21 protein-coding genes and 1 pseudogene are annotated in these 17,380 nt (G+C 54.3%); 10 read left to right on the forward strand and 12 right to left on the reverse strand.

The annotated features are described in order from the left end of the window. The first annotated feature begins 448 nt into the window (after positions 1 to 448). Positions 449 to 712 (forward strand): type II toxin-antitoxin system ParD family antitoxin, encoded by a 264-nt coding sequence (locus tag ACR0AA_RS14600; protein ID WP_480664700.1) that lies wholly within the window; start codon positions 449 to 451, stop codon positions 710 to 712. Continuing rightward, entirely contained in the window at positions 709 to 1,026 is a 318-nt protein-coding gene (locus ACR0AA_RS14605) for a type II toxin-antitoxin system RelE/ParE family toxin (protein WP_480664699.1), read from the forward strand. The genes ACR0AA_RS14600 and ACR0AA_RS14605 overlap by 4 nt, the downstream gene beginning before the upstream one ends. Before the next feature lie 102 nt (positions 1,027 to 1,128). Here ACR0AA_RS14605 and ACR0AA_RS14610 read toward each other — a convergent pair whose 3' ends face one another. Together ACR0AA_RS14610 and ACR0AA_RS14615 are read right to left on the reverse strand one after the other, a co-directional pair. Continuing rightward, on the reverse strand, positions 1,129 to 1,353 hold the full coding sequence (locus ACR0AA_RS14610; protein WP_480756337.1) for a type II secretion system protein GspG: 225 nt from the start codon (positions 1,351 to 1,353) through the stop codon (positions 1,129 to 1,131). Then, positions 1,290 to 1,478 carry a type II secretion system protein GspG gene (locus tag ACR0AA_RS14615; RefSeq protein WP_480664841.1) on the reverse strand — a complete coding sequence of 63 codons (189 nt, stop codon included), beginning with the start codon at positions 1,476 to 1,478 and terminating at the stop codon, positions 1,290 to 1,292. The genes ACR0AA_RS14610 and ACR0AA_RS14615 overlap by 64 nt, the downstream gene beginning before the upstream one ends. 164 nt (positions 1,479 to 1,642) lie before the next feature. On the opposite strand from ACR0AA_RS14615, the pseudogene ACR0AA_RS14620 reads away from it, so the two are divergent. Then, positions 1,643 to 1,777, forward strand: a pseudogene (locus tag ACR0AA_RS14620) (IS3 family transposase); the annotation flags it as partial. 179 nt (positions 1,778 to 1,956) lie between these two features. Here ACR0AA_RS14620 and ACR0AA_RS14625 read toward each other — a convergent pair. From ACR0AA_RS14625 to ACR0AA_RS14635, 3 genes are read right to left on the reverse strand one after another with little or no spacing between them, the layout of a single operon-like run. Continuing rightward, the gene (locus tag ACR0AA_RS14625; protein WP_480756322.1) at positions 1,957 to 2,328 is read right to left on the reverse strand and encodes a hypothetical protein; all 372 of its coding nucleotides are present in this window, start codon (positions 2,326 to 2,328) and stop codon (positions 1,957 to 1,959) included. Then, the gene (locus tag ACR0AA_RS14630; RefSeq protein WP_480664697.1) at positions 2,315 to 3,532 is read right to left on the reverse strand and encodes an HlyD family secretion protein; all 1,218 of its coding nucleotides are present in this window, start codon (positions 3,530 to 3,532) and stop codon (positions 2,315 to 2,317) included. Before ACR0AA_RS14630 ends, ACR0AA_RS14625 begins: the two co-directional genes overlap by 14 nt. Next, positions 3,529 to 3,909 (reverse strand): hypothetical protein, encoded by a 381-nt coding sequence (locus ACR0AA_RS14635; protein WP_480664696.1) that lies wholly within the window; start codon positions 3,907 to 3,909, stop codon positions 3,529 to 3,531. Before ACR0AA_RS14635 ends, ACR0AA_RS14630 begins: the two co-directional genes overlap by 4 nt. Before the next feature lie 379 nt (positions 3,910 to 4,288). Between ACR0AA_RS14635 and ACR0AA_RS14640 the strand changes: the two genes are divergently transcribed. Further along, positions 4,289 to 5,296, forward strand: coding sequence for a helix-turn-helix domain-containing protein (locus tag ACR0AA_RS14640; RefSeq protein ID WP_480756323.1), 1,008 nt, complete (start codon positions 4,289 to 4,291; stop codon positions 5,294 to 5,296). Positions 5,297 to 5,448: 152 nt separating this feature from the next. Continuing rightward, entirely contained in the window at positions 5,449 to 5,745 is a 297-nt protein-coding gene (locus ACR0AA_RS14645) for a hypothetical protein (protein ID WP_480664694.1), read from the forward strand. Between the two features lie 307 nt (positions 5,746 to 6,052). On the opposite strand, the gene acdA is transcribed toward ACR0AA_RS14645, so the two are convergent. After that, positions 6,053 to 7,273, reverse strand: a complete 1,221-nt coding sequence (acdA, locus tag ACR0AA_RS14650; protein ID WP_480664693.1) for a 3-sulfinopropanoyl-CoA desulfinase — start codon at positions 7,271 to 7,273, stop codon at positions 6,053 to 6,055. A 92-nt stretch (positions 7,274 to 7,365) separates the two neighbouring features. Between acdA and ACR0AA_RS14655 the strand changes: the two genes are divergently transcribed. Further along, the gene (locus ACR0AA_RS14655; protein ID WP_480756324.1) at positions 7,366 to 8,256 is read left to right on the forward strand and encodes a LysR family transcriptional regulator; all 891 of its coding nucleotides are present in this window, start codon (positions 7,366 to 7,368) and stop codon (positions 8,254 to 8,256) included. 186 nt (positions 8,257 to 8,442) lie between these two features. Here the strand turns inward: ACR0AA_RS14655 and ACR0AA_RS14660 are convergent, their stop codons facing one another. Further along, the gene (locus tag ACR0AA_RS14660; RefSeq protein WP_480664691.1) at positions 8,443 to 9,078 is read right to left on the reverse strand and encodes a PACE efflux transporter; all 636 of its coding nucleotides are present in this window, start codon (positions 9,076 to 9,078) and stop codon (positions 8,443 to 8,445) included. Between ACR0AA_RS14660 and ACR0AA_RS14665 the strand changes: the two genes are divergently transcribed. Continuing rightward, the gene (locus tag ACR0AA_RS14665; RefSeq protein WP_480756325.1) at positions 8,972 to 9,874 is read left to right on the forward strand and encodes a LysR family transcriptional regulator; all 903 of its coding nucleotides are present in this window, start codon (positions 8,972 to 8,974) and stop codon (positions 9,872 to 9,874) included. The two genes, ACR0AA_RS14660 and ACR0AA_RS14665, sit on opposite strands and share 107 nt — an antisense overlap. On the opposite strand, the gene ACR0AA_RS14670 is transcribed toward ACR0AA_RS14665, so the two are convergent. From ACR0AA_RS14670 to speB, 3 genes are all read right to left on the reverse strand, one after another. Beyond that, complete coding sequence (locus tag ACR0AA_RS14670; protein ID WP_480664689.1) at positions 9,871 to 10,752, reverse strand: SDR family oxidoreductase; 882 nt, start codon at positions 10,750 to 10,752, stop codon at positions 9,871 to 9,873. The two genes, ACR0AA_RS14665 and ACR0AA_RS14670, sit on opposite strands and share 4 nt — an antisense overlap. 153 nt (positions 10,753 to 10,905) lie before the next feature. Continuing rightward, positions 10,906 to 11,286, reverse strand: coding sequence for a hypothetical protein (locus ACR0AA_RS14675; RefSeq protein WP_480664688.1), 381 nt, complete (start codon positions 11,284 to 11,286; stop codon positions 10,906 to 10,908). Positions 11,287 to 11,649: 363 nt separating this feature from the next. Next, positions 11,650 to 12,609 (reverse strand): agmatinase, encoded by a 960-nt coding sequence (speB, locus tag ACR0AA_RS14680; protein WP_480664687.1) that lies wholly within the window; start codon positions 12,607 to 12,609, stop codon positions 11,650 to 11,652. 178 nt (positions 12,610 to 12,787) lie between these two features. Here speB and ACR0AA_RS14685 point away from each other — a divergent pair, with 178 nt between their 5' ends. Both ACR0AA_RS14685 and ACR0AA_RS14690 read left to right on the forward strand, forming a co-directional pair. Continuing rightward, a complete protein-coding gene (locus tag ACR0AA_RS14685; protein ID WP_480664686.1) occupies positions 12,788 to 13,381 on the forward strand; it encodes a TetR/AcrR family transcriptional regulator in 594 nt (197 codons plus the stop codon). Positions 13,382 to 13,575: 194 nt separating this feature from the next. Continuing rightward, positions 13,576 to 15,036, forward strand: a complete 1,461-nt coding sequence (locus ACR0AA_RS14690) for a sulfatase family protein (protein ID WP_480756326.1) — start codon at positions 13,576 to 13,578, stop codon at positions 15,034 to 15,036. A gap of 9 nt (positions 15,037 to 15,045) precedes the next feature. On the opposite strand, the gene ACR0AA_RS14695 is transcribed toward ACR0AA_RS14690, so the two are convergent. Further along, on the reverse strand, positions 15,046 to 15,987 hold the full coding sequence (locus ACR0AA_RS14695) for a LysR family transcriptional regulator (RefSeq protein ID WP_480664684.1): 942 nt from the start codon (positions 15,985 to 15,987) through the stop codon (positions 15,046 to 15,048). A gap of 110 nt (positions 15,988 to 16,097) precedes the next feature. On the opposite strand from ACR0AA_RS14695, the gene ACR0AA_RS14700 reads away from it, so the two are divergent. After that, on the forward strand, positions 16,098 to 16,220 hold the full coding sequence (locus tag ACR0AA_RS14700; RefSeq protein WP_480664683.1) for a hypothetical protein: 123 nt from the start codon (positions 16,098 to 16,100) through the stop codon (positions 16,218 to 16,220). A 367-nt stretch (positions 16,221 to 16,587) separates the two neighbouring features. Here the strand turns inward: ACR0AA_RS14700 and ACR0AA_RS14705 are convergent, their stop codons facing one another. Further along, entirely contained in the window at positions 16,588 to 17,361 is a 774-nt protein-coding gene (locus ACR0AA_RS14705) for a metallophosphoesterase (RefSeq protein ID WP_480664682.1), read from the reverse strand. Between the last annotated feature and the right edge of the window lie 19 nt (positions 17,362 to 17,380).

Consider the following 17,380-nt stretch of genomic DNA (forward strand, 5'->3'; position numbering starts at 1 on the left):
CTCCGCAACCGACTTTGCCAAAACCGACGGGCATAAGCTGCGCTCGCAAAGAACGACAACCTATTTTTTGACTTTTCCCCATCACCATCTCAGGCAGGATATGCACAAGTAAAAGGAGATTATTTTTTTATTGATCGCTCTTTTGTGGATTCGCCACGCCGTTTGCACAAATGCAACATCTGGGACGCCAATTTAGGATCGTGGTCGAGTTTGCCTGAGACCTGAGACCAAGTTTGCGAAGCGGACAGGTAGAGAAACACATGCTAAGTTGCCGCTATTCCCGCGCGGCACCACTCAGCAACTGTTTCTAGAAATCCATGTCCGACACGTTCGCGGATCTCAGGGTTTCTCCCTTGTCTGAAAAACTCAAATCCTCTGACGGACACAGCGTTCTGCCACTTGACTTGATTGTAGGTATGACCAAGTATTACTTCGAAAGGAAGGTTCGATGACCGTCAAAACCACGCTCAGCTTTACTGACCGGCACCACCAGTTTCTTAAGGATAAGGTGGGTGAGGGTGTCTATGCTTCGGCCTCTGCCGCGGTGGCTGCCGCAGTTGAGAGGATGATCGAGGATGAGCAAGCCCGCGAAACCGCGCTTGAGGCTATGGCTGATGAAATCCGACGCCGTGCAGACACTCCGCGTGAAGCATTTGTTGATCATGACAGTGTGTTCGCAGCCGCCATTCGCGGGCTGGATCCCTCCGATTGACCTACCGCCTGCGTTACCACCCTGCAGTCGCCGATGATCTAAGTCTGATTGCAGAGTTGATTTCGGACTACGCGGGGACTCGGGCAGCGCGCCGCAAACTCGACGAAATCGCGCGCGTTGCGCAGGGGTTGCAGGACTTGCCACATAAAGGGTCTCGGCGGGATCACATTTTACCTGGCCTGCGTGCCATTCCAGCCGCCCGTCGCGCCGTCATTGCCTTTACGATTGATGAGGACGCGCAAGAGATCCAAGTGCTTACCATCGCTTATGCCGGAGCCGACTGGATCACGCGGGCCGAAACGCGCCGGCAATAATCCATTGGCAAGCGCTTCGCCTCAGTCCATCAGGCGGTGAGTTATCGATGGCTTGTCGCGATTGCGGCAGCGCATGTCGACCACGTTATTTCCAGTTGTGTGCTAATTTGAAGCGACGCCGGCATCTTCTCCGCTGCCGCCGCGCGCACCGTCGCGGCCAAGACTGCTTACACGCGGCTGGCCCTGATCGTCTGGTTCTGTATAGATATAGGCACGACCACAAGGATCGATCATCCCGTCCGCATTATCCAGATACGGCCCGATCAGGATGGGTCCCCCGGAGGAGAGCTGATTAGAACATTGAGATCTTCGGAGTTGGCTGTGTATTGACCGGTATCAATATCGAACAGCTGCAATGCGCCGCCGATTTGTTTCACCTGTAACTTGGCAGTCTCGGACTTCGCTCGACCTAGATAACCAATCAAACGCGGCCCCGCCACAGCCGCAATCATGGTAATGATTGTCAGGACAATCAAAACCTCAAGGATCGTTGCGTCACTCTTTGCGGTCCACTTATGATCTGAGGATTTCTGTCTAACGTCAGCCCCTTCCGGACGGATTTACGGGTTTGAGCAACGAAGGATTTCTGGTTCATCGAAGCCTATATGGAGCGAAGATGACCAAGAAAACCAGAACATCGAAGGACGCCGCTGACAAGTTGGTCAAGGGCATCAAGCGTAAGACGCGCAAGCACTACTCAGCCGAAGAGAAGATCAGGATTGTCTTGGCGGGTCTGCGGGGCAAAGAAACGCCCATTGGCGGGGCGGAATTGAACGACAGACGAGGAAAGCTGGAAAACAAACCGCCCACAAGGCACTCTAGTGGCATGCGCATAGTCGGAGTCCTGTTATGCCCCAATACAACGATATGTTCGAACTGTCTGTTGAGGACATTGATCTTATAGAAGTCTCACTGAGGCGAGCCTTGAATTCATTGTCGCATGAGGCCGCTGACGAAAATGAAGACGATAAGGCGGAAAGGGAAGACGCCCTTCATCGCATTCAAGATCTTCTTGGTCGGCTCCACGATCAAAAGATCTTCTACCGCCCAAAGGATGGTGTTTACGTTGGCGGCTAAAGGACTGTTTTTTAGGTCTGGGCTTACGATTTGATAGTTCTTGTTGGTTACCGTGGTTTTCTGGCCCAACAGACTGCGGTAGCGGACCCAGCCTAGAAATGACCGGTTTCGAGCGTCTTGTTTACGCAAAATATCACAAAATGCACCAATAAATGCGTCTCCCTGCAAACGCTGGGAGACGCGGGCTTTAGTCAGGTTTTTTGCTGGGAGATCAAGCGTGTCCACCGCCGATCAATCCGATGCCAGAAGTTAGGCCAAACCACGCTTTGATCCGCAGGCCAACTGCCTTGATGATCCCCATGGCCTGGATTCCGTGCGCGACAATTGTGCCTTCCATATTGCCTTCCAGGTTGGTGGTGTAGGACTGCACAATACAACCGCTGCCTGGAACCAGAAGGTCACGGTGTTCCGGATGCACAAGGTCAAGATGTACGACGATCTGGCCACGTTTCACCTTTTCGCTGGGCTCGATCAGGCGACCGCTGGGTGCAAGTTGGCCGGAAGAGATCGAGTCCTGAATACGCACGATCCGCGCAGGCAAGATGGTATTGCGCATCGAAATGTTGAAGTTGCTTTCGCAGGCCACTTCAGCCGCCATGCCTTCGTACAACTCGGTGCGCGAGACCTGCGAGAACCCGGCAACGATACGTCCGCGCTCAACATCTTTTCGGTCCGGTACAATCAGCATGGCGGGGCTCATCGCTGCCTGGGCTGCGCGTGATCCGACGTTGAGCGTGACCTGCTCGACAACTCCATCGACAGAGCTGAGCGTGAGTGTTTTGGCCAGTTCCACCTCGGCCTGTTTCAGCGACGCGCGAGCAGATGCAAGCTGTGCCGGCAACACGGCAGTCGCCTGAACCTGCGCCACACCCAATTGAGTTGTAGCAGCCTCAACTTCCGCTTCCCGGGTTTCCAGTGTGGCCTGGGCCCGTTCCAACTGGCTCACCTGGAATGCGGCGGAACTTTTGGCTTGAAGGGCGCGATGATCCATCAGAACAAGCTCTGCCTGTTCCCTCGCGGTCACTGCGGCGTCCAGCACGGCCTGCGCAGTTTCGACCTGAAGTTCAGCGGCCAGTTTCGCGCTTTGGATTTCCTCAACTTTACGCGTTGCGAAATCCACGGCAGCTTTTTCGGACGAATTCTCGACTGCAAATAACGGATCACCCGGCTCTACGAGATCGCCACCTTTTACATAGACTTCTGTGACTGTTCCGCCATTCTCGGCCACAACCGGAACGGTTCTGAACGGCACAAGGCCTGTGTAGGACTTGGGGTAGTAATAGAACACGGCGAAGAAGACGATCAGGGCCAGCACGAACCACAAAAAGATCGCCCGATGCACGTTATATAGAGTAACGGGTATTCCGCGCCATTTCAGGTAAATCACGCGCAGAACGAACGGGAAGGATGTAACGAGAAGTTCGATCATTTTACCGTCTCCTCATCGGATGGGCGCCACCACAGCATGAAGTCGCGGGCGATTGCGGTCAGGATCAGGGCAGCCGGCAACAGATTGCTGAAATGGCTCAAGGCCGGCATCAGTTCGTAAGCCAAAGCGACACTCAGCATTACTGGAATAGTTGTGCGCAGGGGCGTGCCGATTGCCTTGTGCTCGGTGTAACGGTCAAAGCGGGCATAGAGGTGAACGATCAGCAGGATCGCCAGGAAGAAAACGATCAGGCCGACCCAGGCGTAGCTGTCGGTCTGGCCGGGCGCGACCCACCAACGGGGGTCGCCGCCAGCGGCGAAGGCGGGGGTTGAGATGACGCCGAGTGCGGCGGCCATCAGGAACGCAGGTGGTTTCATGTTTCAGGTCCTTTTGCTAACGCAGCCAGGATGCGGCTGTAGTGTTTTGAACGATTGGAAGGTCAGCTTCCGGTTGGTTGTTGTGTCGGTTCAGAGGGCTGTTGCGGCGGGACGTAGGGCGGGTCCCAACGAGGCCCCTTAGGCGTTTTCTCGCCAAGTGCCCGTTTCAGCGGCACGTGGACATTTGCGCCGGACCACTCATTTTTTGCGGACGCGTGGATTGCTTTGAAAACGCGGTAGTACCTTGCGAAGTAGATCATGGTCTTTTCCTTTCTGATGACCGCGAACTAACCACCATCTCGCTGGCGATCCTTTGGGTTCTGGACATTTGTTGTTGGCTTCTGGACAATTGCCTGCATTGTCAGGGGAGGAAGCACAGGTGCCACGCATCAGCGCGTACAGACTGCAACATGTCGGGCGTCTCTACGCGCAGCAGCCCGGTGCCCGCATTCCGTTTCCTGAAATTCTTGAAATGGCGGGGGCCCCGTCGGACGTGATCGAAGGGCCCGATGCGACTGTGGAGCTGCTGCATGAAGCGGGGGCAGTTGAGACCGCGTGCCGAGTGCTTGAAGACAAGACTTTTGCCGCTCACGTTGGTTTGTCCGCGCAAGGCCCCGGAACGCTGCTTGCGTATATCGTACGGGCTGCCGAAACGATTGAAGACGCATTGGCAATGACCCAGCGGTTTTACGCGATGCAGGACCCGGATCTGCGACTATACGTGGTCGGAGCGCCGGATGCTCCAAAGATCACGCTGGAAAGTAACGTGATCCCAGCTCATCAATATCCTCGACATCGCGAAATGTTGTTGTTTGGTCTCTATAGGCGCGTGCAACAAATCACGTCTGGCGGGCTGGGACCCATTTCGATCGAGCTTGAAACGGACGACGCCGAGCATTGCCGATTTCTGGCCGAGATGGCGGGTTGTGCCGTGGAAGGTTTCAAAGCGGGTTACGCGCTGTGCTTACCTTCGAACGGCATGAGTTTTCGGATCCCGACCGCTGACCCTACCTTGCTGGGGCACCTGCGCAAGCACGGAGAAGAGCAGTTGAAAGCCCAACCGGACGTCGTCAAGAGCCTCGCTGACCGCATCGTGGGCATGCTTGGCGAACGCCTTCCCGGGCCAATCCCGAACGGGGATGAAATAGCCGGCGAGCTTGGGCTTACCCGGCGTACGATGACACGTCACCTGTCAGCCGAGGGCACAAGCTTTAAGCAGCTGTTGGAAGGCGTGCTGTGTGATCTTTCCAAACGAATGCTGCGCAGTGGCGAGGGTGTCGCGCGCGTAGCTTTCATGCTTGGTTTTGCAGATCAGGCGGCTTTTTCGGTGGCGTTCAAGCGCTGGACGGGTGAGACGCCCGCCAGGTTCCGAAAGGCCGGTCGGTAAGTCCATTTGTTCTTTGAAACCCACAGATCCTGAAGATGTCCAGGATCCACAAAACCTTGTCCCATCTCCAAAAGAATTCCCGCCATCGGGCCACCTAGTTCATGGGCACACGGCAGCCGCAGTGGTTGCTGACCAGAACAAGGATGAACCCAATGAAGACCTCAAACAAGAACCTCTTTATCGCACCAATCTCCGGAGCAATCCTGATCACAATGGCGGCCGCAGCGCAGGCGGACTACGTCACTGACAAAGCCATCAAAGGCGCGGTTGTCGGCGCCACCGTTGCCGGTATTGCGGGCGAAAGCATCGTAGGTGGCGCTGCGGCCGGTGCTGCAGTTGGTGCTGTGGGCGGCGCGATCCAGAAAGACAACTTTGAAGATGCCCAGGACCGCGCGGAAGAGCGTCGCGATGACTATAAAAATGGTGATCACTGGAGCAATCAGGACTAATACGAAATCACCAACGCAGCTATCGCCGCAATAGGAGGAAGCACATTAGATAAAACGACGACCGGTCAGGTTTTGTTTCTGTACAAGCGCCGTTGAAATTCAGGCGCTGCTTGGCCGGCTACCCCGCACAGTTTCTACTGAGTTGCCATCCAGCCTTCAAAAGGGCTCGGGTGGCAACTTTATTTTGAGCCATTTAAACAAAGAAAATGTCTATTTCTGTGCGAAACCATGTTGGGCGCCTCACCCGTCATGCGTGTTTATAAACGTGTCAAACTCGAACAGCTTATAGCGAGAACCGGGCGTCAGGTTAGTTCGTAAATGAGGACCGACCCGCGAGCTTTGCGTATCCATCCCTTGTTTGCGGTGTTTTGATACCCAACAACGAACCTGCGACCTGTGTTTTCAAAATCTGAGCAGTGCCGCCACCGATTGTGAACATTCGGACGTCGCGATACATCCGTTCGATCGGTTCCTGGGCACCATATCCACGGGCACCGAAAATTTGCAGGGCGTCATTGACCACTTTCACCGCCTGTTCGGAGGCGAATGCCTTTGCCCGAGCCGCCATCATCATGTCAGGAAAACCAGCTGAACCCAATGCTTGCACAGCCTCGTGCAACATCAGACGAGACGCATGAACCGCTGTGTCCATATCCGCAATCATCCATTGTAGGCCCTGGAACTCCTGCAGCGGGCGGCCAAATTGGTGACGTTCGCGCAGGTATCTTTTTGCATGTTCCAGCGCACCTGATGCAATGCCCATGGCAACTGTTCCTGCGCCAACACGCTGACTGTTATATGCGGTCATTAGATCCGCAAAGCCGCGTTTTATCCCTGAGGGAGTTATCAGTGCGAACCGCTCATCAACTTCCAGATCGGAAAAGCGCAACTCAGCTTCGGGCATACCGCAAAGACCCAAGGTCCGCTCGTGGCGGATCACATCGAACCCTTTGGGGGCGATGCCGTTTTCAGGGTCAAAGTGAACCAGAAAACCAGTTATCCCTTTGTCTTTTCCGTCGTCATCCAAAACGCGCGCAAAAATCAGATAAAGCTTCGAAACGCCGCCACCCGTGATCCAGTGTTTTGTGCCGTTTATCAAGTACTTGCAGCCAACACGCCGGGCGGTCGTCTGCATCTCGGTCGCAGCGCTGCCCGCGGTTGGCTCTGTTATGCAAATTGCGGGCTTATCACCTGAAAGGACAAGCGGAGCTACAAAGGCGCGCTGTTCGTCTGTTCCGTACGCCATGATTGCGCTGATGCCGCCCATATTGGCCTCGACCACGATCCGGGCGCTCAGTGCACAGGCTTTGGCGATTTCCTCGACCGCCAGAACCACGTCAAAATACGAGGCTCCCAGCCCCCCGAACTTTGTCGGGATCGTCATCCCCATAAGCCCGGCTTCGGTAAGTTCGCGCACGTTTTCCCAACAATACGTGCGGTTTTCATCCCAATAACCCGCTCGTTCTGCAAACCCGGCGGCCAGTTCGCGAGCAATTGCCTGATACGAATTTGTTCCTTGATCAAACATTGGGTCATCCTCTCTGCTCACGAGTATGTGAGGTATGACATGTTTTTTTCAATCGAATTTACTTTGTCATTAAATTAAAGTTTGTTGAATTTATGCAAATTTCAGCCTTTGAAACTCTGGTTACTATCGCGCAACAAAGCTCTTTCACTCGCACAGCGGAAATCCGAAACATGACGTTGTCGGCGGTGAGCATGCAGATGAAGTCCTTGGAAGAAGAACTTGGGGCTCGATTGTTCGATCGCAGGTACCGACCGCCCAAGCTGACCCCGTTGGGAATTCGGGTTGCCCAGGACGCAAAGACCATAGTCGATGCCTTTTCGGTTTTGAAATCGCGCTGCGTGTCAACGCATGAACTAACGGGGTCCTACCGGATCGGATTTGTCCCTTCTGCTGGCGCTCGGATCTTGCCCAGATTTCTCACGAGTGCCGCGAAGATGGCTCCAAAAGCAGTGTTCGGCACAAGTACAGGACTGTCCGAGGCATTGTGTGAACAGGTGCGAAACGGCCAACTGGACGCGGCTGTTGTAACGGAAATTTCCGAAGCAACATATGGGCTGTGCTGCGAAACGCTTATCCGCGAAGAGATGGTGGTGACAGCGCCATTGTACAGCAAGGCCGGCGGGCTAGCTGAGCTATCTCAAGCCTATCCCTTTCTGCACTTCATCCCGTCGTCGGGCATTGGAAAACTGATCGCCCAACATTGCGACCAAATGCAATTGAAGTCCGATGATGTGATCATCCTGGATAATATCGAAACGATCGTGAACTGCGTCAAACACGGGATCGGATACGCGCTTTTGCCAAAAGCGGATGTCATTCGTTACGGTGCAGACCAGGTTCTTGTCTTGCCCTGTGAGCCTCGGCCATTGTTTCGAAACATCTCGTTGGTGACACGTGAAGACGCTTTGGCAGACGTCTGGCGTCCAAAATTGAAATCGCTACTCGAGGCAGACCTTAACGGTGCCAAAAAGGTGAAGACCTGAGCTGACCGTTCCCGAACGCATTCTGGGACAATTCACTGGGCGGCAAATGCGAACAAGTGTCCGCAAACGGATAGAAAGACTTGGCATCGGGCGCTCGATCAAACCGGCCGGATGTCGTCAAATCTTGTATTCCGCGACGGGTTGTTTTCACTCGGCGTCGACGACGCGGGGTTACAATTTGCCCGGTCAACACACCGTCGGGTTGGTGAGTTTCACGCGACACCAATCAAACACAATATTGAAGAAAAATGTATAGATGAGAATAAACACGATCAGCGCTGCTTCCAGTTTCATTGCGCCCCTTATTGTCAGACCCAGGGCCCAGGCAAGAACAGGCAGGGTCAGCGCGACAAATGTCCCCTCGAACAGCAAAGCATGAACAACCCGCACCGCCGCCGACTTGTGCGTGTTTCTGCGGATGTTCGCTAGGTACCAATCGAACCCTGTGTTGAAAACCACGTTCCACAGCATCGCTGCCAAAGAAAAGAACACACCTAGGATCAGTGTTTTGTGGACATCAACATGCGAGATCATCGGCAGCAATAGCGCAATGCCCAAAAGCGCGAAGACCTCAAACAGTACTGCGTGTACAACCCGACCGCCAAAGCTCATGTGTGTTCTCCTGAATTTATGTCCTTGTAACGGTTGTACTTGGGTGGAGAGATCAATAAAGGTGGATACCATATGGTAAATAGATAGATGGCAGAGCACCGCTATGCGCGCATCGTTTGAGCAATTAGAGGCATTCGTCGCAACCCACGGCGAGGGGTCATTTTCCGCGGCAGCCCGAAAATGTAAAAAAGCGCAATCGGTGATCAGCACATTGGTTGCCAATCTTGAGGTCGATTTGGATCTGACGCTTTTCGACCGTAGCCGAAGGTACCCGACCCTGACCAAGGCTGGTGAGGCGTTGATCTCGCAGGCTGAAATTCTGTTGGAACGCCGCAGCAGGTTTCTGGCCGTTGCCGATGCCTTGTCCATGACCGTAGAGAACCGCATCACGCTTGCCATGGCGCCGCATATCAAGCTGGCCAACCTAGGAGAGATCATCCGCGCGTTCAGCGTTGAATTCCCATCCGTTGATGTGGAAATCCAGTCATTTACCGCCGGGGAAATTCAACGGCTGGTCGTTCAGGGCGCGGTGGATCTGGGTATTATTCTGGAACCCGAGGGTATCCCAGAAGCGCTCGACTTTCGCTCGTTGGGAACTCTGAGGCTGGTCTGCGTCAGCCATCCGGAAAGCCCGCTGGCGAATATGTCGTCGGTTTCATGGGAGGAGTTGCGCCTGCATCGTCAGATCTTATTGAAAGAGGCCGATAATCCCAACAGTGCGATCCTTAAGGCCTCGCCATCGATCTGGCAGGTCAGTACCACAGCCGAGGCCATCGAGCTTGTGCAGGCCGACCTGGGGTGGTCGGCGCTGCCCTTGCATGCGGTAGATGCCTTCATTCAAACTGGCGCCCTTAAAATCCTGCCGCTGCAATTCGAGACCAAACCTTATGCCGAGCGCGCGGTGGATATGGTCTGGTCATTCGAAAGGCCGATGGGCCAGGCAACCGCCAATCTGGTGAAAAAACTGACAAAATCCGCCAATATTCAGAACTCTGCTTCGGCTTAAGCTTCCTCGCGAAGCTCTTTGGCGAATGAGGAGATCGTGTATTTTGGCGCGCCAAGAGCCTCCCATGTTTCACCGGCCACTTGTTCTTCCTTCAGTTGCTGAACGAATGTCAGAACGTGCTCAATAAAAGTGGCCTGATCTTCCGGCAGGCCCATCTGTCCAACCGCCTCCATCGGCAATTGAATGACTTCTGCCTCGGGGGCGTAAGTCTCCAAAAATTCGGTCGCCGCTTCGGTGTAAGTTTTGGCTTGCTGGCCCTGAACCGCGAATTCTTTGTTTTTGGCCGCATCATTGCCGATGGCATTGAACACCAGTTCCGCCAAGTCGCTGGAGTTTGTGAACCAGATCGGATGGACGTGATTTCCGATCACGGCCAGTTGGTTATCCATCAAAAGCTTGGGTAGTGAATCCAGAAAGAACGAGCAATAGAAGAATGTATAAGGGATACTGGACGCTTTGATGGCGTCGATCCCATGCTTGCGGATCGCATTGGTTCCATATGCCAAGCCTTCGGTTGAAAACTCGGGATAGGCATAGTCAACACCTGCAATTTGCATGATGTGCTGAACGCCGACTTCTTTTGCTGCCGCGACGATATTGATCACGCCTTCCCGTTCGGTGTGGAAGGGCAGGGTGGTGTCCAGCGACTCGGTGTTCAGTGTGATGTAAAGCGTCTCAGTCCCTTGCAAAGCTGATACCAGGCTGGCCGGATCAGATACATCTCCCTGCACAAGGTGAACCCCTGCGGGCAGCTTTGTTTTTGCCGCTTTCGGGTCCCGCACGATGGCGGTCACTTCCGCGACTTTTTCGATGAGCTTGGTGGTAACGCGATGGCCCAGATGCCCGGTGGCGCCGATTATGGTGATCTTCTTTGTCATAGTGATATCTCCTGTTTCGGCGATGCTTCTACAGGTGTTGGGGCGATGTGTTTAATTACAATATATCTAGTTGATAGATAGTATTGAGGGAAAGCTTCTGATCAGCCGCATATTCCAGTTGCTCGCCTAGATCGCAGAAAATAGGTGGCTGGGTCAGCTACAAAGCCTGCGGCGCAATCCAAGGCAAGTGCTATCCAATAGCAACTGGCCGTTTCCAACAGGCGGACACTCGGAACCTTTTGCCAACGCGACCAAATTTGCGACCACCTTCAAGGTCAGAAGCCGCAATGGCACGATTGCCTTGAAATACCTGACTTGATTTTCGTTCACATTCCGGTCGCAGCCCTTTGTGTCCTGTGCAATCAGGTTTTCGCCGATGTATTTCAGCGCAGACGGGATGATTTCCGTTGGTGCATCCAGGAAGTGGACGCCAAATTCGGACAGTTCTTCCATGTACTTTGGGTTAAAGACCAGCTCCCGGGAACCGATGGGAGCATCTTCCCTAAGAAACTCGCGCACGCGGGGAAGGTTCACGCCGATTCTGGTGGGCCCCACATATTGGTGACGGAATGGTCAGTTACGCCAGAGTAGACGCCCGTTCTGTTGCGGATCGCGCCCCAAAGATGGTTCGCGTTGGGCAGTTTCGTCATGTTGAATGGCTGAAAGACACGTGCCTGAATTTGGCGTTTAAAAAATGAGGCTGAAGGCACGACAACGCCATAGCCTGCGTTTCCGGCCAACAGTTTGGTTTTTAGCGTTTCGTTGCTTTCGTTGACATCATAGACGAGGTCGATGCCCGTTTCGGCTTACAACTCTCCAACAGTCTTTCGTCGATATTGGTTCTCCTCCCAGAGAGTTGTTTGTGAAAGCGGTGCATTTGGCCCTCTGCTGGTTTGGTCAGGATGCCTGGCGTACACGCGCTGCCCGAAGACAGAGCATTTCGGCGCAGACCATCGCCGCCGCCAGCGCTGTGGTGTCGCTGACGTCGTGGGCGGGCAGGACCTCGACCAAATCGGATGCAACAAAATTGATGTCGGTAAGTTCTCGCAAGATCGCGAGGGCCTGACAGGAACTCAAGCCGCCGGGGACCGGCGTTCCGGTGCCCGGAGCGAAAGCGGGATCGAGGCAATCAATGTCAAAGGTCAGATACGATTTGCTATCGCCCACAACCTCGCGAACAATTTTAGCGATTTCACTTGCGCGACTGGCGTGCACCTTGTCTGCGCCGAGGATGGTCATACCGTAGTCACCTTCGTCTTCAAAGGTGGTGCGAATGCCGATCTGTACAGTTTTTTGGGGGTCAATCACTCCGTCTTCGATTGCGTAGCCGAACATCGCCCCATGGTCCTGCACGCGGTTGTCGGACGGTTCGACATCGCGATGCGCATCGAAGTGAACCAGGGCCAGAGGCCCATGGGCCGCAGCAACCGCCTTGAGAAGCGGGTACGAGCAATAGTGATCGCCACCGAGCGACAGCAGATAAGCTCCGCTTTCGACAATCGGGCGGACGTGGTCTTCAATCGTTGCGTCGATAGATGGTGCATTCGCGTAGTCGACTGGACAGTCGCCATAATCAATAGCGGCGAGGGTATCAAAGGGATCGAACCGCCAGGGCCAGATCGGGCCGGTCGCGAAATGGGCCGATGCCTTGCGAATAGCTGCTGGTCCGAACCGGGCGCCGGGCCGGTGCGATACTGCGCAATCAAACGGGATTCCGGTGACTGCCACGTCCACCCCGGAAAGATCGCGCGAGTACTTACGACGCATAAAACTCAGCGCGCCAGCAAAAGTGTTTTCGCTTTGGGTGCCCTTAAGTTCTGTGCGCAGGAATGCCTGATCCACTTCATCGCAGGACATGATGACCTCAAAATTGTTGCCTCGATAGTTGGGGACGCTACGAGAATTATAAAAATGAGTAAATAATCATTTTTATGAGCTGCACTCTGCGACCTTGCTGGTTCCTCGTATTTGAAGTTGCTAAGTTGGTTGGGCGAACTCACGCGAATGCTGAAATTTTAGAAGAGAAAAGAGCGCGATGCGCAAAACACCGCTTCAACTACGCGCACAAGAAAAAGTGGAGGAAATCCTTACAGCGTCTCGACAAGTCCTTGTTGATCGTGGGTTCGAGAACTTTACGACAAACCACGTCGCGGATGCCGTCGGATGCCGGATCGGCACGGTTTATCGGTACTTTGCCCACAAGGATGACATCTTTCGACGCCTGTATGACGAGTGGCTCGCTGAAGAAAAACGCGTAAACATACAGGCATTGAATGAACTGACCGAACCAATGAACGCCGCGGACTTGGCGGCTTATCTGTTCCGTCGGCACATCGAAGAGCACACTGCCTTTGACCATTCATTGGCCGTCGAGTTGACCAAGGCGATGATGATGAATGATCGAATCCGTGAGGCGGACAAAAATTATGAGGCCGATATCGTAAACACGGTGCGTGACAACGTCCTAGCCTATTCGAGCCAACAGTTCTCTGCGATCCAGATCAAGTTTGCAATGCGCCTGGCCGTGTCGTTGCTGTTAATGGTGAGCATCGCCGAAGATGATGAACGCGGCCAGATCCAAGCTTTGGCGACTGAAACCCTACGTAATACGGTCAAAAGCTGGATGTGACGTTCATCCATTGGGCTTTTCGAAAAGTATCTCTTTGCAAGCGCTTTGTCTTCGGATCGAGCGAAAATTGCCAGTAGCAAAACCACGCGAACAACGACGTTGAATTCGGAAGCAGGTGTTTCCAAAAACGCAACAACTTCGGCAGATATTGAGGATATCTATCGACGCCAATACGGCAAAATTGGCGGGAAATCATGACACGTACAAACAACCTGATCTTATTTGTAACGGACAACCATGCGCGCAGTTTTCTTGGCGCCGCAGGCCATTCACATGTGCGGACTCCGAACCTTGATTGTCTGGCACGGCGCGGTGTCCTTTTCGAGAATGCCTATGCCGCCACGACATTGTGCTGCCCGGCACGCGCCGCGATTGCAACCGGGCGCTACCCGAATCAGACAGGGTATTGGGACAACGCAACGATGTACGACGGGGCGATAAAAACCTGGCATCATCGATTGCGGGATGAAGGTATTTCGGTCACCGCCATAGGGAAACTGCATTACCGCTCAGAAAAGGACGACAACGGATTCACCGAGGAAATTCACACGATGCACGTCGTTGGCGGCATTGGGTCTCCGCTGACGTTGCTGCGGGCGACCGAAGAAGGCGTGCCAAGCCGCTCGGGGCACAAGGCGATTTACGGCAACTCGGGCCCGGGCCAGACCGATTATCAGATCTACGACCGTCAGATCACTGAACGGGCGATTGAATGGTTGCACAAAAACGCCGATAACCCTGAGCCGTGGGCCTTGATCGTATCGTATCCCAGCCCGCACCCGCCGTTCCGAGCTGATCAGGAATTCTGGGATTTGTACCCACCCAAGGACATGCCTTTGCCGTCGACTTGGGATGCGCCTGATCGTTACGACCACCCGGCGATGGCCTATCTGGCGTGGATGAACCAACTGCCCGAAGGTATGGACGAAACCTTCATGCGACAGGCTTATGCGGGCTATTGTGCGCTAATCAGCCAAACCGACGCGGAGATCGGCAAGGTGATCGACAAGGCGAATGATCTGGGCCTTACCGACACGACATGGATGGCCTATACATCTGATCACGGCGAGGCAATCGGCGCCCACGGCATTTTGGGCAAAGCCAATCTACATGAGCATTCTACCGGTGTCCCCCTGATTATGGCGGGTCCTGGTTTGCCAGAGGCTAAGACGGTTTCTGATTGCGTCGGTCACGTGGACTTGTTTCCGACAATTCTGGATCTGTTCGACGTGTCCACATCACATGACCAAGGCCTTCCAGGCTGTTCGCTCTTGCAGGTGATCGACGGGCGGCAGGACCCGCGGCCAGGCTTTGTCGAATATCACGCCATGGGCAGCCTAAATTCCAGCTTTCTGATCAGAGATGGCAATTGGAAGCTGATTTACCACGTAAACATGCCCAATCAGCTGTTTGATCTGGCCTCTGATCCTGATGAGGCAAATGATTTGCTTGCCAATAAGAGCAGCCACCCGAAAGAGGCAGAGTTGGTCGCGCTGCTGCGCGAACGGATCGACCCCGAAGCTATGGACGCGCGCAGCAAAGCCGATCAGCTGGCCCGGATCGAAGCGTTGGGTGGCTATGATGTTGTAAGAGGCGCAGGGTCGATTGCGGCCTCGCCTGTCCCCGGCAAAGAGGTCAATCTGGAAAGTATCTGAGACTTTGGGTCAATCGGCATCCAGTACTTTGTTCAGGTTGTTGCGATAGGCCAGAACCTCGTGCCGGATTGCGTCCATGAAATGAGCAGCGGCCCCTTCGACTTTGCGGTCGAGGGGGATAACGAAACCGACTGGAACGCTATGCTGCGTTTTCAGGCGGCGCAAAACAAAACCTTGTTCTAACAACGATTTGGGGAAAATCCCATCGTTTATTGTTATGCTGCCAGCCGCCAACCCTATATAAATCGACACGTCAACTGTCCCGCTTTCCTGGCGGACATTTGGAACAAGCCCTGCTTCGTCAAACACCTTTGCAATACGTTGGCGCAAAATCGAACCCTCCTCGATTAACGACAGGGGCGCATCCGCCAGGGCTTGTACCGGTATTTCGCGGTCTCCTGACAAAGGATGATCGCGATGCAAAGTCACACACAGAGGAAAGTCTATGATCGGCTCTCCACGTACACCGGGATGGACGACAGGAACCGAGGTGAGGGCGACGTCGAACATGCGTGACGCTGCCCATCGTTTCAGGTTTTGGCGCGCTTCGACGCTGATGTTGATGCGCGTATCCGAGCCGGTTTCCCTATAATATCGTTGCACGGCAGCTGGCATGATTTGTTCCGCCAAGCGCGGGAAACTCAGGATACGGATCAACTGTTCCCTATTCGCGCCGTCGCGTATAGCGTCAGATATTCGGGGCAGTTCATCCATTACGTTCAGCGCGCGCATGGCCTCGGGCAGGAAAGTTTCCGCCGCCTCGGTCGGCATCAGCCGCTGCCGCTCACGGCGGAACAGCGTGAGTTCCAGATCGCGTTCCAATGCAGACAACATCCGACTGGCCGCAGACGGCGTCAGGTGCATCTGCTCGGCGACCTTAGCAATCGTGCCTGCGTGCATGACCTCGACGAATAGCTTGAGTGAAGGGATCTTGGGCATTCTTGCGGACATTCACGCTCTCCGGATGCGGCACAGATGTTATTATAAATGCGGAACTATGTAGCGGATATTTACCGGTATCAGCACGAACTTTTCTTTGCTAGGTTTCCGCGATTTACAGGTTGGCCCTGAGTGTGGTGGCCTCGGCCGCGCAGGTCGCAGATGTGGAATGGCGCGTTGCCAGCGCGCTATTGTCCGAAAGCGCCGAAACGCGGGTACACCAGTACATCGCCAATCAGGTTTAAAAGTATTCGAACGGCATGATGAAGGTTACGATTTTCCCGTCCGAGCGGCGGGGCAAAGGCAGTGCCGCGCTTGAACAGATTTAGTGCTGCACCATTCCAATCTGTGCTGAGGCTCGTCAATATCCGCAGAAATGTGTGCACAAAATTCAGCTGACATAAGTGTTTTTTCGACGACTGGCACTTTTGGGTAGATTTCGTGAAGAGTGTTTTGGTCAAGCGATGTGTCTGCAAGCCGGGGATGGGGCTGGGATCAGGGTTCTAGGGAACCCAACTCGGATCGTGCGCCGGTCTTGTTGGGTTTTGATGTCGACCACTCCGGGCGCCTCATAGGACAACGTGCCGAAACGAAACCAGCGCCTGACCTGCACTAAGTGGTCGATGCCACGCCAAACTTAGGGTCCAGCCGAACGCGACCTTGATCTGTCAATTCCCAACAGGTCCGTCCTTCGAACACAGCAGCGGTTATTGCACGCCCGACACCAGCGCCTGAATCAAGATTAATGCGGTTTCCCCAATGTTCCGCTTTTCGCACTGGTGTATGCCCATGCACCACCAACCATGGATGTTCGTTTGTCTCGTTCAGGAATTCGCCACGAATCCAGATCAGGTCATCTTTGCTTTGATCTTCCAATTGCACTCCGGGCCTGATCCCAGCGTGAACAAAAAGTAACTCGTCCCGCTGGTGGAAATAGGGACAGTTTCGCAGAAATTCGACGTGATTTGACGGGACCGCCGCGCGCGCGCGTTGATGTACTTGATAGAGCCGATCCCCATCGGACACTTCCACCCCGTAGGACCGAAGCGTTTCCATACCGCCGATCCGTTGGTCGAGCCAATGATACCCAACCAGAAACTGAGAGTCATGGCGGGGATAGTCTTCCATGAACATCGCAAACATCCGGTCGTGATTGCCCAACAGGGGAACCCAGTTTCGGCCCGTGGCAAGACCCTCGACCAGCAGGTCGATCACCTCGCGGCTATGCGCACCTCTATCAATGTAGTCGCCCAGAAACACGATCTGGGAATCTGGACCGCCATCTCGCTCTATTCGGGACAGCGCGGTTTCAAGCTGCCCCAGTTGTCCGTGAATATCACCAATGGCATAGATCGGAGCGGTCATACTGGGGTCCTTCTGTTTCATTCCTGATCTATTCCAAGCA

Source organism: Ruegeria sp. CE8 (assembly GCF_056537465.1).